The organism is Vibrio ulleungensis (assembly GCF_016900875.1).
GTDB classification, from domain to species: Bacteria; Pseudomonadota; Gammaproteobacteria; order Enterobacterales; family Vibrionaceae; genus Vibrio; species Vibrio ulleungensis.
The window spans coordinates 225432-245776 of the sequence record NZ_JAFEUM010000002.1 but is presented as its reverse complement, the minus strand read 5'-3'; the positions used below and the strand labels follow the sequence as shown (position 1 = coordinate 245776).

Below are 20345 nucleotides of genomic sequence, written 5' to 3'. Positions count from 1 at the left end.
ATGTCTACTCAAACTGTTGCACCAGGGTCATCGACTTGGGCTGCATTGAAGCCTAGCGATAGAACCATTGAAATCACAACCAAAGTATTGATGGTCCTTTTAGCCATCGTACTGATAGTGTCAGCCTTTGTAACGGTGTTCCCGTTCTTCTGGTCTGCACTGCTGTCTACTCGTGATCGTAGTGAAATCTTTAGCACCGGCATCAGCTTTGCCATCGGCGATAGCTTGATGATCAACTATGCAAGACTTCAAGAGATCATGCCGTTTTGGCAAGCGATGTTTAACTCGATTTACATTGCATTTTTAGGCACCACTATTTCATTGCTGTTTTGTAGTATGGGTGGCTATGCGTTTGCGGTCTTTAAATTCAAAGGCAAAAACGTTCTGTTTGGCATGCTCGTGGGTTCGATGATGATCCCGCCGGTATTGAGCCTGATCCCTTACTTTATGATTGTGAAGTTCTTGGGTCTGATGGATAACCACATGGCGGTATGGCTACCGTTCACAACGACACCATTTGGTATCTTCCTTATGCGTCAGCACGTGGTTGCTTCGATTCCTAAAGAGCTGCTAGAAGCGGCAAAACTGGATGGTGCTGGTGAGTTCAGAACCTACTTCAGTGTGGTTCTACCGCTGCTTAAACCAGCACTTGCGACTCTGGCCATCGTACAGTTCGTATTCTTCTGGAACAGCTTCATGCAACCCCTTGTTGTATTAACGACACCAGAGAACTACGTAATTACACAGGCACTACGAAGTGTGCAAGGTATTCCAAACACCCCTTGGGGCGCGGTAATGCTAGGTACCACTATCTCCATTTTGCCACTAGTTGTGACCTATCTATTTGCGTCTAAGCAGATGATCAGCGGTCTAACCTCTGGCGCGGTGAAGGGGTAATCCATGGCAAAGTATGAGTTACCTATAAACTCACGCATGCTGAAGTCTGACTTTGTCTTTGGTGTGGCGACGTCGTCATACCAAATTGAAGGTGGCGCAGAAGAGGGTGGTCGTACGCCTTCTATCTGGGACACGTTTTGCGCCGTACCGGGCAAAGTCGACAACGGTGACAATGGGGCAGTCGCTTGTGATCACTATCATCTGTGGAAGCAAGATGTCGCGATGATTGCAGAGCTAGGCGTGGATGCTTACAGACTGTCCATTGCCTGGTCACGCATTGTGCCACGTGATGGTGAAGTGAACCCAGAGGGACTTAAGTTTTACGAGAACATCATTGATGAGTGCCACGCACTTGGAATGAAGGTTTACGTGACGCTGTACCATTGGGATCTCCCACAATACCTGGAAGAAAAAGGTGGCTGGCTAAATCGTGAAACCGCCTACAAGTTTGCGCAATACGCGGACATTGTAAGTCAGCACTTTGGTGACAAGATTGATGTCTACAGTACCCTGAACGAGCCAGCGGTATCGGCATTTTTAGGCTACCGCTTTGGCATCCATGCCCCTGGCATTAAAGGCAACAAAGAAGGCTTTTTGGCGTCGCACCACACAATGCTCGCACACGGTTTGGCGATGCCAATACTACGTAAAAACGCCCCTAACTCGATGCACGGTCTAGTGGTAAACGCATGGCCTGCGTACGCAGAGAGTGAAAAAGACCAGTTTGCAGTAGAGTTGTCTGAAGCCGAAAGTTACCACTGGTTTGTTGACCCAGTTTTGAAAGGTGAATACCCAGCAATCGTGAAAGAGCGTTACCCATACGATATGCCCATGATACTAGAGGGCGACATGGCGATCATTTCTGCTCCTATCGATTATCTAGGTGTGAACTATTACTCGCGCAATGTAGTTCGTTTAAACGAACACAATGTTGTCGAGAAAGTGGTATTGGAAGACGTAGAAAAAACGCACATTGGTTGGGAAGTTTACCCACAAGGTCTGACCGATTTGTTGGTCGCGATGAAACAGCGTTATGACAACTTGCCTCCGATTTACATTACAGAAAATGGCGCCGCTGGTGACGACTCTGTAACGGATGGTGAAGTTAATGACACACAACGCGTTAACTACTTTCAGACCCACCTAAAAGCCACGCATGACGCTATTGAAGCTGGCGTGCAGATAGACGGATATTTTGCTTGGAGCCTAATGGACAATTTTGAATGGGCCTTTGGTTACGAGCAACGATTTGGCATTGTCCACGTCGACTACACAACACAAACAAGAACACTTAAACAGAGCGCTAAGGCATACCAAGCTATGCTAGTTGAGCGTGCTGCGGGGAATAAATAATGGCTAAAGTTGAATTTAAGAACATCAAAAAATCATTTGATGATGTAGAAGTTGTAAAGCACTTTGATTTTATCGTTGAAGACGGTGAGTTCGTGGTATTCCTTGGCCCATCGGGCTGCGGTAAATCCACCACGTTGCGTATGCTTGCGGGTCTAGAAAGCATCACCTCGGGCGAAATCTACGTTGGCGGCAAGCTAATGAATAAGATTGACGCAAAAGACCGTGACTTAGCGATGGTATTCCAAAGCTACGCACTGTACCCACACATGACCGTGTACGAAAACATCGCGTTTGCACTTAAGCTTAAAGGCATGAAAAAACCTGACATCGACCGTGAAGTGCGCGCTGCAGCTAAAATGCTCGAACTTGATCCACTACTAGACCGTAAACCTAAAGAGCTGTCTGGCGGTCAACGTCAACGTGTGGCTATGGGCCGCGCAATGGTTCGTACACCAAAAGTATTCTTGTTTGATGAGCCCCTGTCTAACCTAGACGCAAAGCTTCGTGGCACCATGCGTGAAGAGATTAAGCAGCTTCACCGCGAACTCAAAACCACCACTATCTACGTAACGCACGACCAGATCGAAGCGATGACGCTGGCGGATCGCATTGTTATCCTCAAAGACGGTTACGTGGCTCAGGTTGGTACGCCAACGGACGTTTTCCAACGCCCTGCAAACAAATTTGTTGCTCAGTTCATTGGTAACCCATCAATGAACATGTTGGACGCAAAAATGGTGGATGAGAATGGTGAGTTCTTTATCGAAATCGGCGAGACGCGTATTCCACTTCCAGAGCGTTTTAAGGCGCATGCCTCTAAGAATGTCGCTCTACATTTGGGTATTCGTCCAACGGACATTCACTTGCGTGCAGAGCTGGTCGATCACGACCGTGTATTCCCGCTGCCTGTGAAGATCAAAGACAAAGAACTACTAGGCGCAAGCATCTTGCTTAAGACTGAAATCGCGGGTCAACCTCTGATGGTTGAAACTCAGGCGACAGAAGTTGCCGCAGATGAAGTCACGCTGTATCTCGATCTTGATTCATTGCATTTGTTTGACGCATTAAGTGAAAACTCACTAGCAAACTAATCTGCATACTACTCAGCACTCTAGTTCACCAATCGTGAATGTTGTGAGCAAAGAGTGCTGTACTTACCTAGACTTTTATCGCCTCCCAGAAGGGGAGGTAAGGGACTAACATGAAATTTGGTTATTTTGACGACACCAACAAAGAGTACGTAGCAACGACACCAGTCACACCCATTAAATGGTGTAACTACGTGGGTACTTTGGATTTTGGTGGCATTGTTGACAGCAACGGCGGTGTATTGCTTTGTAAGGGTGATCCAGCACTTAATCGTATTACGAAATACGTCGCTCAGCTTCCAAACTCTGACTTTAAAGGGTCTACTTTGTACCTTAAAGTGCGTGATGAAAATGGCAACGAAGAGATTTTTTCACCGTTTTACACGCCAACGCTTAAGCCTTTGGATAAGTTTGAAAACCATACCGGTTTGTCTTACACCACCATCGTAGCAGAAGCCTATGGCGTGCGCTGCGAGACAACCTTTTTCGTGCCTAAAAACGATCCTGTGCTTTTGCAAGACGTTAAGATCACCAATATTTCGGATAAGAACCTGCACGTAGATGTGATCCCCGTGTACGAGTTCACTCACTTTGATGCCCTAAAGCAACTACTAAACGCGGATTGGGTTCCTCAAACCATGACTCTAAAAGCGCATAAACAAGCGCAAGGTCATACCATTCTAGAGCAGTATGCGTTCATGAAGCGTGACTTCTCAGTAAACCTCATGACCGCTGATCGCGTTGCAACTTCGTTTGACGGCGATCGTCAGCAGTTCTTGGGTAAAATGGGCTACGGCAGCTGGGCGAAACCTGAAGCCATCGAAATGGCTGAACTGGGTAACACCGAGTGTTTGCGTGGCGATAATATTGGCGCATTAAACTTGCGTCTTGGCTGGCTAAATAGCAATCAAACAGAGCGTACCGTTGTGCAATTGACACAAGCAGAAACGGTAGAAACGGCGATCCCAATGCTTGAAAAATACCGTGACCATGCCACGGTTGATGCAGCTTTTAACGAGCTTGGTGAGTTTTGGACTGATTACCTCAACACGGTTGAAGTAGAAACCCCAGATCCTGCAATGAACTCAATGTTGAACGTGCATAACCCACGTCAATGTCATACCACTAAAAACTGGTCGCGTTATCTATCGCTGTATCAGTTAGGCTACGGCGCACGTGGAATTGGCTTCCGTGACTCTTCACAAGACACGTTGGGCGTGATTACGCATATGCCAGAGGAAGCACGTGAGTTTATTGAGCGTCTGCTTTCGGTTCAAAATCAAAATGGCTCGGCGATGCACCAGTTCTTCCCATCAACGATGGAAGCCAACGCAGGTGACTCTCGTGAAGAAGAAGATCGCCCGGATTACTACGGTGACGACCACTTGTGGATTGTCTACGCAGTGACTCAATATGTTAAAGAAACCGGCAACGCAGAATTCTTAAACAAAGTCATTCCGTTTTACCAAAAAGATAAACAAGGCATTCCAGTAGAAAGTGCTAGCGTTTGGGAACACTTACAACGTTCTATCGCCTTCACTTACGGCAACAAAGGCCAACACGGCTTGCCACTGCTTGGCTTTGCCGACTGGAACGATACGGTAAACTTACCCACTGGCGCTGAGTCAATGATGGTTGCTAGCATGTACGGTAAAGCCATTTTAGACATGCTCGATCTGTGTGATTTACGCGGTGATGTTGAGTTGGCAGCTCAGCTTCGCGGCCAGTACGACGAAATGAAAGCCACAGTCAATGAGTGCGGTTGGGATGGTGAGTGGTACGTACGCTACTTCGATGAAAACGGTGCGCCAATTGGCTCTCACACTAACGAGCAAGGCCAAATTTATACTAACGGTCAAAGCTGGCCTGTTATTTCTGGCTTTGCAACACCAGAGCGTGCTCAACAAGCGCTGGATTCAGTAAACACTCGTCTAAATACAGCCAATGGTATTAAGCTATCAACGCCAGGCTACAATGGCTTTGATCCGAAACTGGGTGGCGTATCGACCTACCCACCGGGTGCGAAAGAAAATGGCGGTATCTTCCTTCATTCAAACCCTTGGGTAATGATTGCTGAAGCGAAAATGGGCAATGGCGAGCGTGCTTACGAGTACTATCGTCAAATTAACCCAGCGTCGAAAAACGACAGCTTAGATGTGTTTGAATCAGAACCGTACTGTTACCCACAAAACATTTTGGGTGATGAGCATCCTCAATTTGGTTTGGGCCGCAATGCATGGCTGTCGGGTACGTCGTCATGGACCTACGTTGCTGGTACTCAATGGATTCTAGGCGTTCGCCCAGAAGTGGATGGTTTAACGGTTGATCCTTGTATCCCGAGTGAGTGGCCAGAGTTTAAAGTGAGACGTCAGTTCCGCGGTGCAACTTACCATATTCATGTCACCAATCCTGATGGTGTCAGCAAGGGTGTGAAAGAGATGCGCGTGAACGGTGAACTTGTCAATGGCAATAAAGCGCCAATTTTCACCTCTGGTGATCATCAAATTGATGTGATCTTAGGTTAAGCGCTATAGGGGAGGGTAAGCCTCCCCTTGTTTTCAAAGCACGTGTCAGTGGTCGCTCTATGAGCAGCACGAGCCTTTTACCGACACACATTTTGCTTCTCCACGAGGCAATATCGAAGGCATAATTATGATAAACAGTATTCCCTACACAACTTACCACGGCAGTGCAGCACAATTGTGTCGCAAAGGCGATGCCGTTGAGTTTATTCAACCTTGGTACACGCCAATCTCGACAACTCCGGCAAATACTGGGATGGCTATCGGTGGCATTGGCAGTACCTTTACTCTGACCCCTCAGGGTCAAACGCCGAATTTTAGCTCCATTCCAGGCATTTTCATTGATTGCAGTGAAGAAGACATTCATTTTAACGATTTTTACTGCTCGGTGATGGCGCCGTTATCTTTAGATAACATTGCGCTTGGAAAGATGGATGAAGTCAGCATTTTCCTAAAGTTTTACCCAGCGTTATTCAATGGCAAAACGTTGGATCTCACCGAGGCTACGACGGCGTTAGAGAGCATTAAGCAAGCAGCAATCAGTGGGTCGTTTTACGCGGACAACCGCGACAGTTTCCAACGTTGGAACATCGAACTCAATTCGAAAACACGTAACGCTATTAAAGTAGACGAACGTGCGTTAGAGACGCAGCTGTTAGTGCTGGTGGATTTCTTTAACGGCTTATTGATTAACACGTCAGCACAAAGCTTGGCACTGACCGCTGGAGAAGCGACTCGCGGTGAAGTCAATGCAGTACCTGGCGAACAGATCGACTACAAAGCGCTGTACCCGATAGCGCATTTCGACTATCAGTCGTTTGGTGATATTGCGGTCAGCCGTAAAGTGGTGTCTCCTGTGGTTAAAGACGACAAAGTGCTGTGCTCATTGCCAATGCACTGGAACCACTTTAGCCTCAGTAACCAGGGCAGTGGTACCAAACTCGTCACTTTGGTCCAACCACTGAACAACCTTATTGGCTCGACGTACCGAAAAGGCCGTGACGGCATTCAAGATTCGGCGTGTTCGCTTACTCAAAATCCAATCAGTCAACACCATGAAAGTGTTCAGTTTACCCATGACGATCAGCTGTTTAATGGCGTAAGTCAAAGCAGCCAATCAGGGTATGCAGCTGACATCGAGGGTGAAGTCATTTACGGCGTTCAGGTCGACCGTTCGCTGGTTGAATCTGGCAAAGTAACGGCGACTACAAAGCGTAATGTCTACACCACCAAGCGCGATAAAGTGGTTAAAGCCGCGCTTGAAACGGGTCGCACTAACGATCATTTCGACTACGGTATTTATACCAAGCGCGAGGCGCTAGCCAGTCTTGTCACTGTGCAAGTGGAACTAAAACCAGGCGAGTCTGTGGACGTGCGTTTTGCGCAGCTTCACGATCACAAAAAAATATCGCTTAACGGCTGGGAATCAGAGAAAGCTTATACCCAGTTTTACTCAAATGAAAACACCGCAAACACCATTTTAAACGAGTGGTTGCCGCAATTAGAAAGCATTGAAAAGCGCATTGTTGACCAGCAATCAGACTACCTTGCAAAGGCTAAGCAGTCCATGAGCGACAGTGCGGCGGTTAAGCATGCGACAATGGCGATGAACACATTGTCTTTCTTAGCTGAGTCAACGGTATGGGATGCAAAAGACAAGTTTTTGGTGAAAGAGTGTGTTGATTACCCTTTCTTTAACTCCCTTGACGTGTACTTTTACGGTTCGTTCTCACTGCTGTATTTACTGCCAGAGCTAGATGGTTCGGTGATGAAAGAGTTTGCCAATGCCATACTTGCCGCTGACGATACAACACGTCGTTTTTGGGAGTACGAAGATAAGCCACACGCAGAGTTGGTTGACGGTAAATACGAAGGTGTTCGCGCAATCACTGGCGCAGTTATTCATGACTTAGGCAGTCCTTTTGATATTCAGCCAGATGCGTATACGTGGCACAATGTGAAAGAGTGGAAAGACCTCGCACCGAAATACATTTTGATGGTGTATCGCCACTATCAGCGCAGCGGTGATATAGAGATCGTGAAAGCCTGCTGGGAAGCGATTGGTGCAAGTTTGGATTACCTCGGTAACCTAATCGAAGAGGGTGATACGTTACCTCTAACTCGCGGCACCGATGATACCTTTGATAACTTGTCATCACATGGTGTGTCTATCTACTGTGGCAGTTTGTGGGTTGCAGGATTGAAGGCAGCATCTGAAATGGCCTCAATGCTTGGGCATTCTGAGTTGTCTGCGGATTGGCGAGCACAGTCTGACGCGGCATTAGTGACACTCGAGCAGGGACTATGGGACGAAAAGCAAGGTTACTACCACTTCTTTGTCACGCCGATTCAGGCAAAGCATCTGACTGGCGTTGAGTACCAAGCGTTAGAAGCTCTGGGTATTGCGATGACAGGCAATCCACTTAGCGACATGGTGGCGTTAAACCAATACCTCGATAGTGTCGACGCTGGCAGTCCATTGTCTAAGTTAGAACAACGTCAAGTGAAGAAAAAGCAGCTGAAACATATCGCGCCGCAGGCGTTTACTGAGGCTTTTGATCAATTGGTTGCTGATTCAGATAATAGCTTTGGCGATGCGCTGCTTGCTGACAGTTATTTGAAGCTGATTGGCTTAGAAGGCATTTTTGATGCATCTCGCATCGAACGCAGCCTTGACTATATTTTGGCGCGTAACTTTGAAGCAAACAGTCCAAAACTGGGTGTTGCTAACATGGTTTTGGCCGATGGCGCGCCACATGATGCGTTCCAAGCACAAGATGTTTGGATTGGTGTTCAGTTTAGTGTTGCTACCGCTCTTCGACTTGCAGGAAAAACCGAGCAAGCCGAAGCGCTGATGAACACGGTGTATGACGCACTGTATGAATTGGCGAAGATTCCATTTGCAGCGCCAGAAGGCTTTAACTGTTCGGTTGCAGTGAGTGCAGAAGACCTGGCAGATCAGTTCGATTTGGCTTTACCTAAAGCATGTGAATGGCTTACCGCGCTAAAAACCAGTGGCTGTTTACTAAGCGATGGGCGAGTGCACCCATCGATCACTAAAGATCGCTCTGAGTTCTTTGAGCTGGTTAACAAAGACATTGACGCTGCGTCAATAACAAAACTTCACCCTTGGTTGTTAAGCACAGGATTGAAGTACACCGCAGGCCGTTACTTTAGACCGGGAATGATTTTCTCATATCTATACTAGGGAAAATCGTCTTTAATACGACCAAAAAGTCAGCCCTATCTAGGCTGACTTTTTTCTTGGTGATCACATATGAATTGTGAACAGTACAACGTCCACTATTTGGAAACAAAACTATGTTTTTACACACAGTTTTGCTGCATTGTACTTAGCAATAACGCCTAACAGTCATATAGTAATACCTATGACTCCGACCTTGAAAATACTATGGCCCGAACAAAAACTTCAGCAAGTGTTTATGATGTTGCAAAACTAGCGGGTGTCTCCGTTAGCACTGTCTCTCGTTTCCTAAATCGCTCCAGTTTTGTCTCCGATGACAAGGCGCAAAAAATTGAACAAGCTATTATCGACAGTGGATACAAACCCAAATACCAAATGCAGGTAAATACGGCACGGCGCTCAATGACCATCGGTGTGCTTATTCAGCACCCAGATAGCCCATTCACCAGTCGCATTCTCAATGACATGGAAAAAACACTGATCGCGCAAGGGTATTCGTTGGTTATCGCGTCAGGTCACTGGCGAAGCTCTCTGGAAGAGCACGCACTCGACTATCTGCTTAGGAGCAACGTTGACGGGATCATTGTGGTTACCGGAAACCTCGAAAAGCAAAAAATCGTGCGCATGGCTCAATCTATCCCTATGGTCACATTAGGTTATGACATTGAAGCACCTAATGTGCACTCATTGCAGCTCGATAACGAGCTAGGTGGCTATATGGCGACGCTTCACTTGATGCAGCAAGGCCATGTTAATATTGCGCATATAAAGGGTTTACACAGCCAACCAGACTCTGGGGCTCGTTATCAAGGTTATAAGCGTGCGTTGTCTGAGGCCGATATTGAAATCAATCCAAAATTGGTCAAAGAGGGCGACTTTAGTTGTGAGCAGGGGTATGAGCAAACGCTAAAACTGATCGACAGCAAAATTCACTTCTCCGCTATCTTTGCTGCAAACGATCTTACTGCCTACGGCGCGATCAAGGCATTGCATGACCGAGATATTCGAGTGCCAGAAGATGTTTCTGTGATTGGGTTTGATGACTTGCCTACGTCTCAGTACTTTACTCCGGCACTGACTACATTAAGGCAACCGGTCGAAGAGTTAGGCGAGCTTTGCGCCAACACAATACTAAATCACCTTTCCGGTGATCGCCTTGAAGAACGGTTACCTCCGATTGACCTCATAGTTAGACAATCGACAAAATCGTTGTATCGTTAACGCTGAGAATGAGCGGTGAGCTAGAACAGGGAAGGTTCAATGGACAAACAATTTGATTTTGTGATTGTAGGTGGCGGAATTGTTGGGGTATCCACAGCGTGGCAACTTCAGCAAGCTTACCCAAATAAAAGCATTGCATTACTAGAAAAAGAAACCCAATTAGCCCAACATCAAACGGGCCATAATAGCGGTGTTATTCACGCAGGTATTTACTATCAACCGGGCAGCTTAAAGGCGAAGTTTTGCAAGCAAGGGCTATTGAAAACCATCGCATTTTGCCAGCAAAAAAAACTGCCGTATAAACAAATTGGTAAGCTATTGGTTGCAACCAATGCACTAGAACTCCAGAGGATGCTTGCCCTTGAAGAGCGCGCCGCCGAATTAGGGATTGAGGTGGAGCTCCTCGACAAACAGCAATTACTCGCACGAGAGCCTAACGTAAATGGCATTGGCGCATTGTTTGTTAAAGACACCGGCATCGTTGATTACGTTGCGCTGTGTCAGTCAATGGCCGATGAGTTTGAACAGTTGGGTGGCAGTATCATCTATCAATCTCCAGTAACCGCAATGCGCGAGTCAAAGGACAATATTACTCTGGACACCAATACAGAGTCAATCGAGGCAAGTTACGTCATCTGCTGCGGGGGGTTAATGGCGGATCGTTTGGCTAAAATGCTTGGGCTAGGAAAAGACTTTCAAATTGTGCCCTACCGCGGCGAATACTATCGTCTCGACGATCCATCGCTTACGTTCAATCATCTTGTTTACCCCATTCCAGATCCAGAGCTTCCTTTTCTTGGTGTCCACATCACCCCGATGGTGGATGGCACGATTACAGTAGGCCCCAATGCTGTACAAGGTTGGAAGCGAGAAGGGTATGGCCGCTGCAATTTCAGCGTTCAGGACACCGCCGAATTACTGCGCTTTCCTGGCTTTTGGAAGGTAGCGAGCAAACATTGGATGCAGGGTGCGACAGAGTTTAAAAATTCACTGTTTAAGAGTGAGTACACCAAACTGGTTCAAAAATATTGCGATCAAATTACCCCTTCAAAACTATCGACTTACCCAGCGGGAATACGTGCTCAAGCGGTTAAATCCGATGGGACGTTAGTGCATGACTTTTTGTTTGAAGCGTCTCGTCGGAGTCTACACGTTTGCAACGCACCATCTCCTGCGGCCACTTCAGCAATGCCAATTGGTGAATACATAGTTCAGCAAGTCACTGAAAAGTATAGCACTTTATAAGTTCTGATGATGGTACAGTGTTTAAATACCAGTACTGCATGCAAAACCACTGTATGAAAAAACAGTAAATTGTTTGACAAACGTTTTTCGCCACACTATAACTGTATGTATAGACAGCAATAGTGTGGAGGTGAACAATGCTAAATGACGTGATTGAACGAGTAAATCAGGCGCGCAAAAAAGCCATGCAAGATCCTGCATTTCTTAAATCTGCCGCCGAACACGAGCAAGCAATTAAACATCAATCGACCAAAGGTGGGGCAGCAAAAGGACCCAAGTCCTTAGCCCAAATCTATTCACAATCGAGTTTCGGTAATACCGAAAACGCTTCAGTTCATTAACCCTGATAAACCGCAAATAGACTCTGGTGATCTACCGAGTCTATTTGCTCAGGATTTAAATGTTTCAATGCATACGCCATATAGATTTCCTGACTGATAAACAGTGTCAGTAGATCCGCATCGATGTGCCTGTCTTTGGCCATTTTGGCTAGTATAGACAGCGCTTGTGACAGTGTCTTGGGTGTCTTGTACGGTCTATCTTTTGCGGTGAGTGCTTCAAAAATATCAGCAATGGCCAACATTCTTGCGCTGACTGGTAAATGTTCGGCCTCAATGGACAGTGGGTAACCATCGCCAGACATTTTCTCATGATGCCCACCAGCAATTAGAGGAATGCTCGCGAGGTAATTAGGGTAGGGCAACTCTTCAAGTAATTTGATCGTTTGGATGATGTGGTCGTTGATCAAGAAGCGCTCTTCTGGTGTTAGCGTACCACGGGTTATCGACAGGTTGTAAACCTCGCCAAAATTGTATTTGTGCTTGGGGGCTTTAAGTGTGAATCGTTGGTCATCTTGGTGTGACAAATCTCGATTAATAATGTGGTTGTGCTTATCAGCAATCACATTCTCGTGTATGCCAACTAAGCTGTCTTTTGGCGTGGTACGCTGTCTCTCTTCCCATGACAAGCCAATACTTGCGTCAAAGGTTCTCACGTAAGTTCGGTTTGATATTCGTTGTAGAGCTGCGACATCATGTTCTGATACAAAGGACTCGCCCAAATTAATCTTGGCAACAAATTCGAACTCATGAGTCAAAGTATCGTATTCTGCTTGGCACTGCTGCTGAACCACTTCGAGCGTTTTGCTATCGACATGACTCGCGAGCGCTTTGATTTCTATATCTCGCTTTAACACTTCAAAGCGGGTTCTAATTTCGTGTATTCGATTGCCAAACATATCCAGCTTCGTGGATTTATCAATCACGTGATCTTGGGTGGTGAGTTTGCCACAATCGTGCAACCAAGCAGCCAAGTAGATCTCTTCCAACTCTTCTTCGGTTAGATTGAAATTTTTCCATGAATCGTTGTCAGTTTGTGCCGCTTCTACCATCGCCATAGTGAGTTCAGGTACGCGTTGGCAGTGACCACCTGTATGAGGAGACTTGGCATCGATTGCTGAAGCAATGGTTTTAGTAAATGAAGCTAATAAGTTTTTTTGCTGCTTGAGCAATTGGTATTTGCTGAGCGATATTGCTGCTAGATTGGACAATTGCGCGATGAAAGCTTGGAGTTCGTTACTAAACACTTGGTTTTTATGGGAGCGCATAAACATCACCCCAATGGTATGCCCACTTTCGTCAGTGAGATCGTACCTATAAGTCGTTGTACCATCAGAATTTGAAAATTCTACGGGGTAATTAACGATTTCTTCTAGAATTCGTTCTTGCATAGTATCGGCATCGATACATTGTTCCTCATAAACATAAAACAGGGACACGCTGCTCCCATATGCGGGTACGACGGCGTCATGGAGTGTTCTATAGAGTGGGTTAAGTGAATTTGCCGAGGCAACATTGACGATCAACGAAAGTAGTTGCTGGATAGTCGACTCTAGCTGCTCTATGGATTCGCTAAGTTGATTGGTTTCAGAAATGGGGGACTTAGGGTACTGCTTTGCTGAGAAATCAAAAAGCGCGATCTTGTTCGCGATGTCAGTAATTTGATTAATCTTAACGGTGGAAAGCCGAGTTAGAATATATATGCTCAACAACATCATTAAGAAGCTTAGTAAAAGCTGCGTGCCCAATTCATTTACGATAGGTGAGAATTGCTTCGAGATCACTCTATCCGGTACGGCAGTAAACATTAAAAACTGCGACATTCCCTTCTCGTAATAAATGATCCGATACTGTATGTCGTTAAAGGTAACTTTTGTTGGACGTTCTTGAATCAGCGAAAATATTTGCTCGTCACTCATTAGACCATTGGCTTGGAATGATGAAATATTGATGCCGTTGTATTTATCGACTAGGTAAAAACCGACATCTTGTTTGTCTTCTAGAAAATCTTGAATGGAATCGAAAAATCGATTTGTCGACAACTGTATTGCCAGTTTGTATGGCGGTGCGATTCGAAAATTTGGCTCAAAATAGAATCCTTCATCGCCCTCAACCGCTTTTCCATAGCTAAGATGTAAAGAACCGTCAACCGACTTTACACTTAAGTCGATAGGCTTAGGCTCAACTTCTAAAAGTTGTAGTTCGTCGTGATCGTATTCAACGCGAAGGATTGATTCGTTGTTTCTCATTAGTGTGAGCGATAGAAATGTCGAGTTTGATTGAAATGCTCGCTCTATTATGGCCCGGGTATTGGTTGTCAAATCACTCAGTTTTGATGGTTGTTGCCCATCGTATTCTCTTTGGTTTTCGAGCAGGTAAACAATATCTCTTATGTTGATATCAATCTGCTGATAAGTACGGTGCATGACTTCGCTTTGTAAGTAGGCGACCTCGTCAATGTAGGTTTTACTCATCGCACTGAGCTTGCTTTGTAGCTGATCGCCTACAATAATCGCTGTTACTACCATCAGTAGCGTTAACGTAGAAATCAGGTAGATATGGAAAGGAACTTTTTTCATTTTGGCGGTCAGGTAATCTCAGATACCTGAAGCATAGACTACCGCGGCGCGTAATAGAACATAACACGCTGATAATTAGCAATAATTATTAGGGTTTGGATACAAGAAAGCACCGCCGGAGCAGTGCTTTTTCACAATTAACGCTTGCCTTTAGGCTTGTGCGAAGGTTTACCACCTTTCGACACTGGCTTACCACCTTTCGCCACGGGCTTACCTCCTCTTGCAACTGACTTGCCATGAGGCTTATTCGTACCTGTTTTATTTGCTTTAGACTCACCACCTTTTTTAGAGTGCATTTTGTCAAAACCTGGTTGCGATTTAGTATGTTTGGTTGCAAAACGATTTGCACCATGGCGGCCACTTTTGCGGCGCTGTGCTGGGGTTTTCGAGTCGACGTCTTCTGCCGGAACCAAACAACTTGGCTTATCTCCAATTAAGTGTTTTTTACCCATAGAGATAAGTGCTTCTCTTATCATTGGCCAATTATCGGGATCGTGATAACGCAATAAAGCCTTATGGAGCCTACGTTGTCGTTCTCCTTTAGCGACTGGCACGTCAATACGCTTTTTATACTTAACACGCTTGAGTGGGTTCGTCTCAGAGTAATACATCGCGGTTGCGTTACACATTGGCGATGGATAGAAGTTTTGTACTTGGTCACATTCAAAGTTGTTTGATTTAAGCCACAGCGCCAAATTCAACATGTCTTCGTCTTCAGTCCCTGGGTGGGCTGAAATGAAATATGGGATCAAGTATTGCTTTTTGCCTGCTTGCTCGCTGTATTTTTGGAACATGTCCTTGAAGCGATCGTAGGTACCCATTCCCGGTTTCATCATTAAATCGAGAGGATTTTTCTCTGTATGCTCTGGCGCTATTTTTAAGTACCCACCTACGTGATGTGTGACAAGCTCTTTGACATACTCAGGAGACTCAATGGCTAAATCGTAGCGTACACCTGAGGCGATCAGCACCTTTTTAACCCCTTTTACTTGGCGGGCGGCGCGATAAAGATCAATGGTATGTCGGTGATCGGTATTAAGCTTGTTACAAATTCCAGGGAATACACACGACGGGCGACGACAATTCACTTCCGCTTTAGGATCGCTGCATCCAAGACGATACATGTTGGCGGTTGGACCACCTAGATCGGAGATAGTACCGGTAAAACCAGGCACCTTGTCACGAATTTTTTCGAGCTCGCCAATGATAGACTCTTGAGAACGGTTTTGAATGATCCGTCCTTCGTGCTCGGTGATAGAGCAAAACGAACAGCCGCCAAAACAACCGCGCATAATGTTCACCGAGGTCTTAATCATATCGTAGGCTGGGATCTTTGCTTTGCCATACATAGGATGAGGTACGCGCGCATAAGGCAGATCAAATACGTAATCCATCTCCTCTGTCGACAGCGGAATCGGCGCTTGATTCACCCATAGTTCACGATCACCGTGTCTTTGAATTAAAGCACGGCCTGAGTAAGGGTTGGTCTCGAGGTGCAACACGCGACTGGCGTGTGCGTATAATATACGGTCGTTTTTCAGCTTCTCGAATGCAGGTAAACGCACGGCAGTTGTTTCTGAGTCGTGGCGACTTGGGCGCACGTATATTGGCTTTGCCTCATCGGGTTCAGTGGCTTTTGTTTCACACTGTTCTTCAACCTGATAAGGGTTTTGTGGTTTCCATACAGCTTTGCTTGGTTTCTCTATACGCGAAGAATCGACCACAGCAAAGTGCTCAGGAACTGCGGGCAAGTTGACTGCAGTGCCTCGAATGTTGGTCATGGTTTTGACGTCTTCACCGGCGGCTAAGCGGTGGGCAACTTCGACCAGTGCTCGTTCGGCATTACCAAACAGTAAAATGTCACCTTTAGCGTCAAGCAAAACCGAGCGTCTAACTTTATCGGACCAATAATCGTAATGCGCGACACGACGTAAACTGGCTTCAATACCACCAAGTACGATCGGTACACCTTTAAATGCTTCACGACATCGCTGCGAATACACAAGCACCGCTCTATCTGGACGTTTTCCACCTTCATTATTTGGGGTGTACGCATCGTCATGGCGCAGCTTACGATCGGCCGTGTAACGGTTGATCATAGAGTCCATGTTGCCGGCAGTGATGCCAAAGAACAGGTTAGGCTTGCCCAGTGACATAAAGGCGTCTTTGTTTTGCCACTCTGGTTGTGCAATTATGCCGACTCGAAAGCCTTGCGCTTCAAGCAGGCGACCAATAATCGCCATGCCAAAGCTTGGGTGATCAACATAAGCATCGCCTGTGACGATAATAATGTCACAACTGTCCCATCCTAGCGCATCCATCTCTTTGCGAGAGGTTGGCAAAAATGGCGCCGTGCCAAAGCATTCGGCCCAATATTTTTTGTGCTCATAGATAGGAGTTACGGGACTGTTCATTTATTACCTCACCAAATCGAGCCGCGAATTATAGCGATGCCAGAGTGATTTGTCTTGTAAGAATAGTGTAGCAGCTTGAGAGAGGTGAATTTAAACCTTCGTTTGTCGGTGTTGTTCGCTAATAAATGTTGGTAAGCTAGTCGTAACAACCTGTCGTAAAACGTAAAAACAAGGAGTGTTTACGTGTCAGTATTAAATCCTATTTGGCGTACATTGCTAGCCGTTTCAGTGGGCGCAATGAGTACACCTTCCATTGCGGTGTCGTTTACCGATCCAATTGATGGTCGGTTTGATATGGGTGAGTATTTGGCCGAAAACGCCTACGGTTTTTTACCCATTCCCATTCTTATTACCGAGCCCGCGTTAGGGTATGGCGCTGGTATGGTGGGTATGTTCCTTCATGAATCTGAAGAGCAGACAGAAAAGAGGCGCCAACTGGCGCTCACCTCCATTGACGGCGGTGCTCAGTTAATTCCACCTGCGGTGACAGTTTTAGGCGGTGGGGCAACTCAAAATGGGACTTGGTTTGGTTTTTTCGGCCACCGTCATGTTTGGAAGGAAGATTCGATTCGATACCTAGGCGGGATTGGCTACGGCAACGTGGTGTTGGATCTCTATTTTGGCTCAGATAATCAATTTAGCGTCGAAACTGAAACGGTTGGCTTAGGCGGAATGCAAAAACTGCAATTTAGATTAGCCGACAGCGATCTGTTTTTAGGTGTGCAACAGTTTTTTAGTAATGCCGAATTTGGACTCGGTTCGAACGGTACGGGGATACCTGATCTTGGCTTTACTAAAGAATTCACTACATCGGCACTTGGTTTTAATGTTGAATATGACAATAAAGACAACTTCTTTTTCCCTCGTCAGGGGTATTACACCAACCTGGAATACCTATGGTTTGACGAATCAATTGGCAGTGATTATGACTTTGAAACGCTTTTAGCTCAGGGACAAGCCTATTTCCCTTTGTCTAAGTCGTTCACTTTTATTGCTGCAGCTGAATACAACGTGTTGTCGTCAGACAGTCGATTGCTTCCTAGAACACTAAAACCCTACGCTGATCTACGCGGATTACCCTCATTTAAGTACCAAGGCAATTACACAGGTACAGCTGAGGCGCAGGTGATGTGGCATATTGATCCTCGTTGGACAGCTCTACTATTTGGTGGGGTAGGTGTGTATAGTGACAGCGCTTCCGATTTTTGGAATAACCCCACTCCTGCAATTGGCACAGGTTTTCGTTATTTGATGGCCAGACGATATGGCATTCAAGCCGGTGTAGACATTGCGGTTAGTGAAGATGATTCGGCCTTTTATATCACCGTTGGCACAGGCATTTAGGATTCGTCGCTTTTGATGTTTAGATTAAAGTAATAGGAACTCGGTTTTGTCGATAGAAGTATTAAACGCAGTGTGGTTGGTCCCTGCAATTGTTGGTGCACTTTGGCTCATTATTGTCATTTTGTATAAAGGCGATATCTGTCCCGGTCAACGAGGCCGCTTGCATCGTTCGATCGCAATTTTATGTGGGTTGTTCGCTATTACTTGTGTCACTAATATTTGGCTCATACCTAGTGCCTTATTTTTAGGCTGGTTTTGTAGCCAAGTTCAAACTAAAAAAACACGGTTGCTGGGGCCGCGAGCGGCGTTAGTGATTGCCGCTGTGTGGGCGAGTCTAGTAGGGTGTTTGGCGTTTTACCAGCAGCTAAGCCAAACCTATTTATGGGAAAGTGTGGTTGGATTTGGCTTCTATTTAGTGATGACGCTACTGTTAGGCGCCAGTGTTGCACACTTACTGCTGTTGCTGGCAAGAACTCGACTACAAGCGTTTCACCGTATTCTGCCCATTGGCGCTGTTGTCATGAGTTTTGCTTATTTATTACTATGGCTTGGGCTAGTGTCTACTGGTTTAGTGAACGGTATACAATCTGCCGAATCTATCTTAGGCCCACTGTTGGTTGCCATTAGTACACTGCTTTTTGCGTTAACAATATGGAACTGGCATTTGCTAAAGCGTGTTGAGATCCGTAAAAGTGCGCTATGGATGTCAGTCGCAGGGCTCTCTTCTTCCCATCTGATTTTTATGTATATTTTACCTTAATCACGTTTTTGAACCGCTAACCCTTACAAATCGGACTATGCTTACAAAGAGTTTGGGGTGTTTGCAGTCATAGGGAGCGCTAGGTATGGATCTCAGTAACGTCAATAAATGGGATGGCAATATCTTAATAGGTATCGTCAATGAAAAATTAAGACTCGAATGTCACAGCGTGGAAGAGCTTGCCACGATGTATGAAATTGATATGGAGTCACTGAACAATAAGTTAGCTGATGTAGGGTTTAGCTACGATCCGTTGACTAATCAGTTTAAATCTCAGTTTTAATGACTTTTTAGCATAGAAAGCCGCCCTAATCAGGCGGCTTTTTCGTTTAGACCATCTTCACACCATCAAGGTGTTGCTGGCACTGCTGTTTGGCGGTTGAAAAGAATGATTGCAAGTATCGCTTATCTCTATCGGCATGTCTTACAGCGACAAATAGGCGGCGCCAAAGTCCTTGATCACCCAATGGGATAGACTCGATCAACCCTTGACGAGAGAACTCGCTGATTGCCCAGTTAGGAAGAGCGGCAACGCCTAGTCCAGCAGACACCATTTGAATCAGCATTAAGGTGTTGTCTGCTTGTTTCCATTTTTCGGGCTCGCATTGAGCAGGTGCAAGAAAATGCTTATATACGTCAAGACGTTGTTTTTGTACGGGGTAGCTGATCATTGTCTGTGACACTAAATCGCTTGGCTCGATAATAGATTTTTGCGCGAGTGGGTGTGTAGTTGCAGTCACCAAACGCATTTCAAAATCAAACATAGACTCATAGTGGACATCAGCTCTAGGGGCAACGTCCGACGTGACGACTAAGTCTAATTCTCCATTAAGTAAGGCAGGTAGTGGTTCGAAACCAAATCCAGATGAAAAATCCAAACTCACGTTTGGCCAAGCGACTTGATATTCTTTTATTGCAGGCATTAGCCACTGGAAACAGGAGTGACACTCGATGGCCATATGCAGTCTGCCATTGGCGTCTTCTTTGTGACTGGCGAGCTCTCCTTCGGCTTTAGCGATTTGTGGCAACACTTGGTCTGCCAGTTTCAAAATAATATGGCCTTCAGGAGTAAATTTAACCGGACGTGTTTTTCGTAAAAATAATTGCGCACCTAAACGGGTCTCTAAGTCCTTTATTTGATGAGATAGGGCCGATTGAGTTAAGTGCAAAGAGGTTGCTGTCGCAGTTAACGACCCCGTATCTCTTAAAGATACGATGGTTCTAAGGTGCTTTAATTCAATCATGGTTTTCCTTTTACCACTGTCTCATGCGACTCAGGTTTGGCGGCCTTAATAAGGCTCGAGGTTCATTACTCTGTATTACCTTGCCTAACTTTCACCTCAAAGTAAACGTCTAGACGTCCAAATGACATGAAAAAC

14 protein-coding genes are annotated in these 20345 nt (G+C 45.8%); 11 read left to right on the top strand and 3 right to left on the bottom strand.

Features of this window, described 5'->3' with window-relative positions:
* From JQC93_RS06015 to JQC93_RS05980, 8 genes are all read left to right on the top strand, one after another.
* Positions 1–897 carry a carbohydrate ABC transporter permease gene (locus JQC93_RS06015; RefSeq protein WP_084887740.1) on the top strand — a complete coding sequence of 299 codons (897 nt, stop codon included), beginning with the start codon at positions 1–3 and terminating at the stop codon, positions 895–897.
* A gap of 3 nt (positions 898–900) precedes the next feature.
* Positions 901–2250 (top strand): GH1 family beta-glucosidase, encoded by a 1350-nt coding sequence (locus JQC93_RS06010; RefSeq protein WP_205157575.1) that lies wholly within the window; start codon positions 901–903, stop codon positions 2248–2250.
* Positions 2250–3341, top strand: coding sequence for an ABC transporter ATP-binding protein (locus JQC93_RS06005; RefSeq protein ID WP_205157574.1), 1092 nt, complete (start codon positions 2250–2252; stop codon positions 3339–3341). The genes JQC93_RS06010 and JQC93_RS06005 overlap by 1 nt, the downstream gene beginning before the upstream one ends.
* A 110-nt stretch (positions 3342–3451) precedes the next feature.
* Complete coding sequence (locus tag JQC93_RS06000) at positions 3452–5863, top strand: GH36-type glycosyl hydrolase domain-containing protein (RefSeq protein WP_205157573.1); 2412 nt, start codon at positions 3452–3454, stop codon at positions 5861–5863.
* A 127-nt stretch (positions 5864–5990) separates the two neighbouring features.
* Positions 5991–9068, top strand: a complete 3078-nt coding sequence (locus JQC93_RS05995; RefSeq protein WP_205157572.1) for a GH116 family glycosyl hydrolase — start codon at positions 5991–5993, stop codon at positions 9066–9068.
* Between the two features lie 204 nt (positions 9069–9272).
* Positions 9273–10286: a LacI family DNA-binding transcriptional regulator gene (locus JQC93_RS05990; RefSeq protein WP_205157571.1), complete on the top strand. Its 1014-nt coding sequence runs from the start codon at positions 9273–9275 to the stop codon at positions 10284–10286.
* Between the two features lie 39 nt (positions 10287–10325).
* Positions 10326–11531 carry an L-2-hydroxyglutarate oxidase gene (gene lhgO / locus JQC93_RS05985; RefSeq protein WP_205157570.1) on the top strand — a complete coding sequence of 402 codons (1206 nt, stop codon included), beginning with the start codon at positions 10326–10328 and terminating at the stop codon, positions 11529–11531.
* Positions 11532–11668: 137 nt separating this feature from the next.
* Positions 11669–11872 (top strand): hypothetical protein, encoded by a 204-nt coding sequence (locus JQC93_RS05980; RefSeq protein WP_084887753.1) that lies wholly within the window; start codon positions 11669–11671, stop codon positions 11870–11872.
* Here the strand turns inward: JQC93_RS05980 and JQC93_RS05975 are convergent.
* Entirely contained in the window at positions 11869–14448 is a 2580-nt protein-coding gene (locus tag JQC93_RS05975) for an HD-GYP domain-containing protein (protein ID WP_205157569.1), read from the bottom strand. The genes JQC93_RS05980 and JQC93_RS05975 overlap by 4 nt on opposite strands.
* Positions 14449–14585: 137 nt before the next feature.
* Complete coding sequence (locus JQC93_RS05970) at positions 14586–16862, bottom strand: YgiQ family radical SAM protein (RefSeq protein ID WP_205157568.1); 2277 nt, start codon at positions 16860–16862, stop codon at positions 14586–14588.
* Between the two features lie 183 nt (positions 16863–17045).
* On the opposite strand from JQC93_RS05970, the gene JQC93_RS05965 reads away from it, so the two are divergent.
* The 3 genes from JQC93_RS05965 to JQC93_RS05955 all read left to right on the top strand — a co-directional run bounded on the left by JQC93_RS05965 (position 17046) and on the right by JQC93_RS05955 (position 19249).
* The gene (locus JQC93_RS05965) at positions 17046–18206 is read left to right on the top strand and encodes a BamA/TamA family outer membrane protein (protein WP_328833363.1); all 1161 of its coding nucleotides are present in this window, start codon (positions 17046–17048) and stop codon (positions 18204–18206) included.
* Positions 18207–18252: 46 nt separating this feature from the next.
* On the top strand, positions 18253–18966 hold the full coding sequence (locus JQC93_RS05960; protein WP_205157567.1) for a hypothetical protein: 714 nt from the start codon (positions 18253–18255) through the stop codon (positions 18964–18966).
* Positions 18967–19051: 85 nt separating this feature from the next.
* Positions 19052–19249, top strand: a complete 198-nt coding sequence (locus JQC93_RS05955; RefSeq protein WP_205157566.1) for a DUF4250 domain-containing protein — start codon at positions 19052–19054, stop codon at positions 19247–19249.
* A gap of 46 nt (positions 19250–19295) precedes the next feature.
* Here JQC93_RS05955 and JQC93_RS05950 read toward each other — a convergent pair whose 3' ends face one another.
* Positions 19296–20210, bottom strand: a complete 915-nt coding sequence (locus JQC93_RS05950) for a LysR substrate-binding domain-containing protein (protein WP_205157565.1) — start codon at positions 20208–20210, stop codon at positions 19296–19298.
* Between the last annotated feature and the right edge of the window lie 135 nt (positions 20211–20345).

Bases quoted from the DNA above. Each gene is read 5' to 3' on its own strand.
- JQC93_RS06015 (WP_084887740.1), top strand. From the start codon at position 1: ATGTCTACTCAAACTGTTGCACCAGGGTCATCGACTTGGGCTGCATTG.
- JQC93_RS06010 (WP_205157575.1), top strand. From the start codon at position 901: ATGGCAAAGTATGAGTTACCTATAAACTCACGCATGCTGAAGTCTGAC.
- JQC93_RS06005 (WP_205157574.1), top strand. From the start codon at position 2,250: ATGGCTAAAGTTGAATTTAAGAACATCAAAAAATCATTTGATGATGTA.
- JQC93_RS06000 (WP_205157573.1), top strand. From the start codon at position 3,452: ATGAAATTTGGTTATTTTGACGACACCAACAAAGAGTACGTAGCAACG.
- JQC93_RS05995 (WP_205157572.1), top strand. From the start codon at position 5,991: ATGATAAACAGTATTCCCTACACAACTTACCACGGCAGTGCAGCACAA.
- JQC93_RS05990 (WP_205157571.1), top strand. From the start codon at position 9,273: ATGGCCCGAACAAAAACTTCAGCAAGTGTTTATGATGTTGCAAAACTA.
- lhgO (WP_205157570.1), top strand. From the start codon at position 10,326: ATGGACAAACAATTTGATTTTGTGATTGTAGGTGGCGGAATTGTTGGG.
- JQC93_RS05980 (WP_084887753.1), top strand. From the start codon at position 11,669: ATGCTAAATGACGTGATTGAACGAGTAAATCAGGCGCGCAAAAAAGCC.
- JQC93_RS05975 (WP_205157569.1), bottom strand. From the start codon at position 14,448: ATGAAAAAAGTTCCTTTCCATATCTACCTGATTTCTACGTTAACGCTA.
- JQC93_RS05970 (WP_205157568.1), bottom strand. From the start codon at position 16,862: ATGAACAGTCCCGTAACTCCTATCTATGAGCACAAAAAATATTGGGCC.
- JQC93_RS05955 (WP_205157566.1), top strand. From the start codon at position 19,052: ATGGATCTCAGTAACGTCAATAAATGGGATGGCAATATCTTAATAGGT.
- JQC93_RS05950 (WP_205157565.1), bottom strand. From the start codon at position 20,210: ATGATTGAATTAAAGCACCTTAGAACCATCGTATCTTTAAGAGATACG.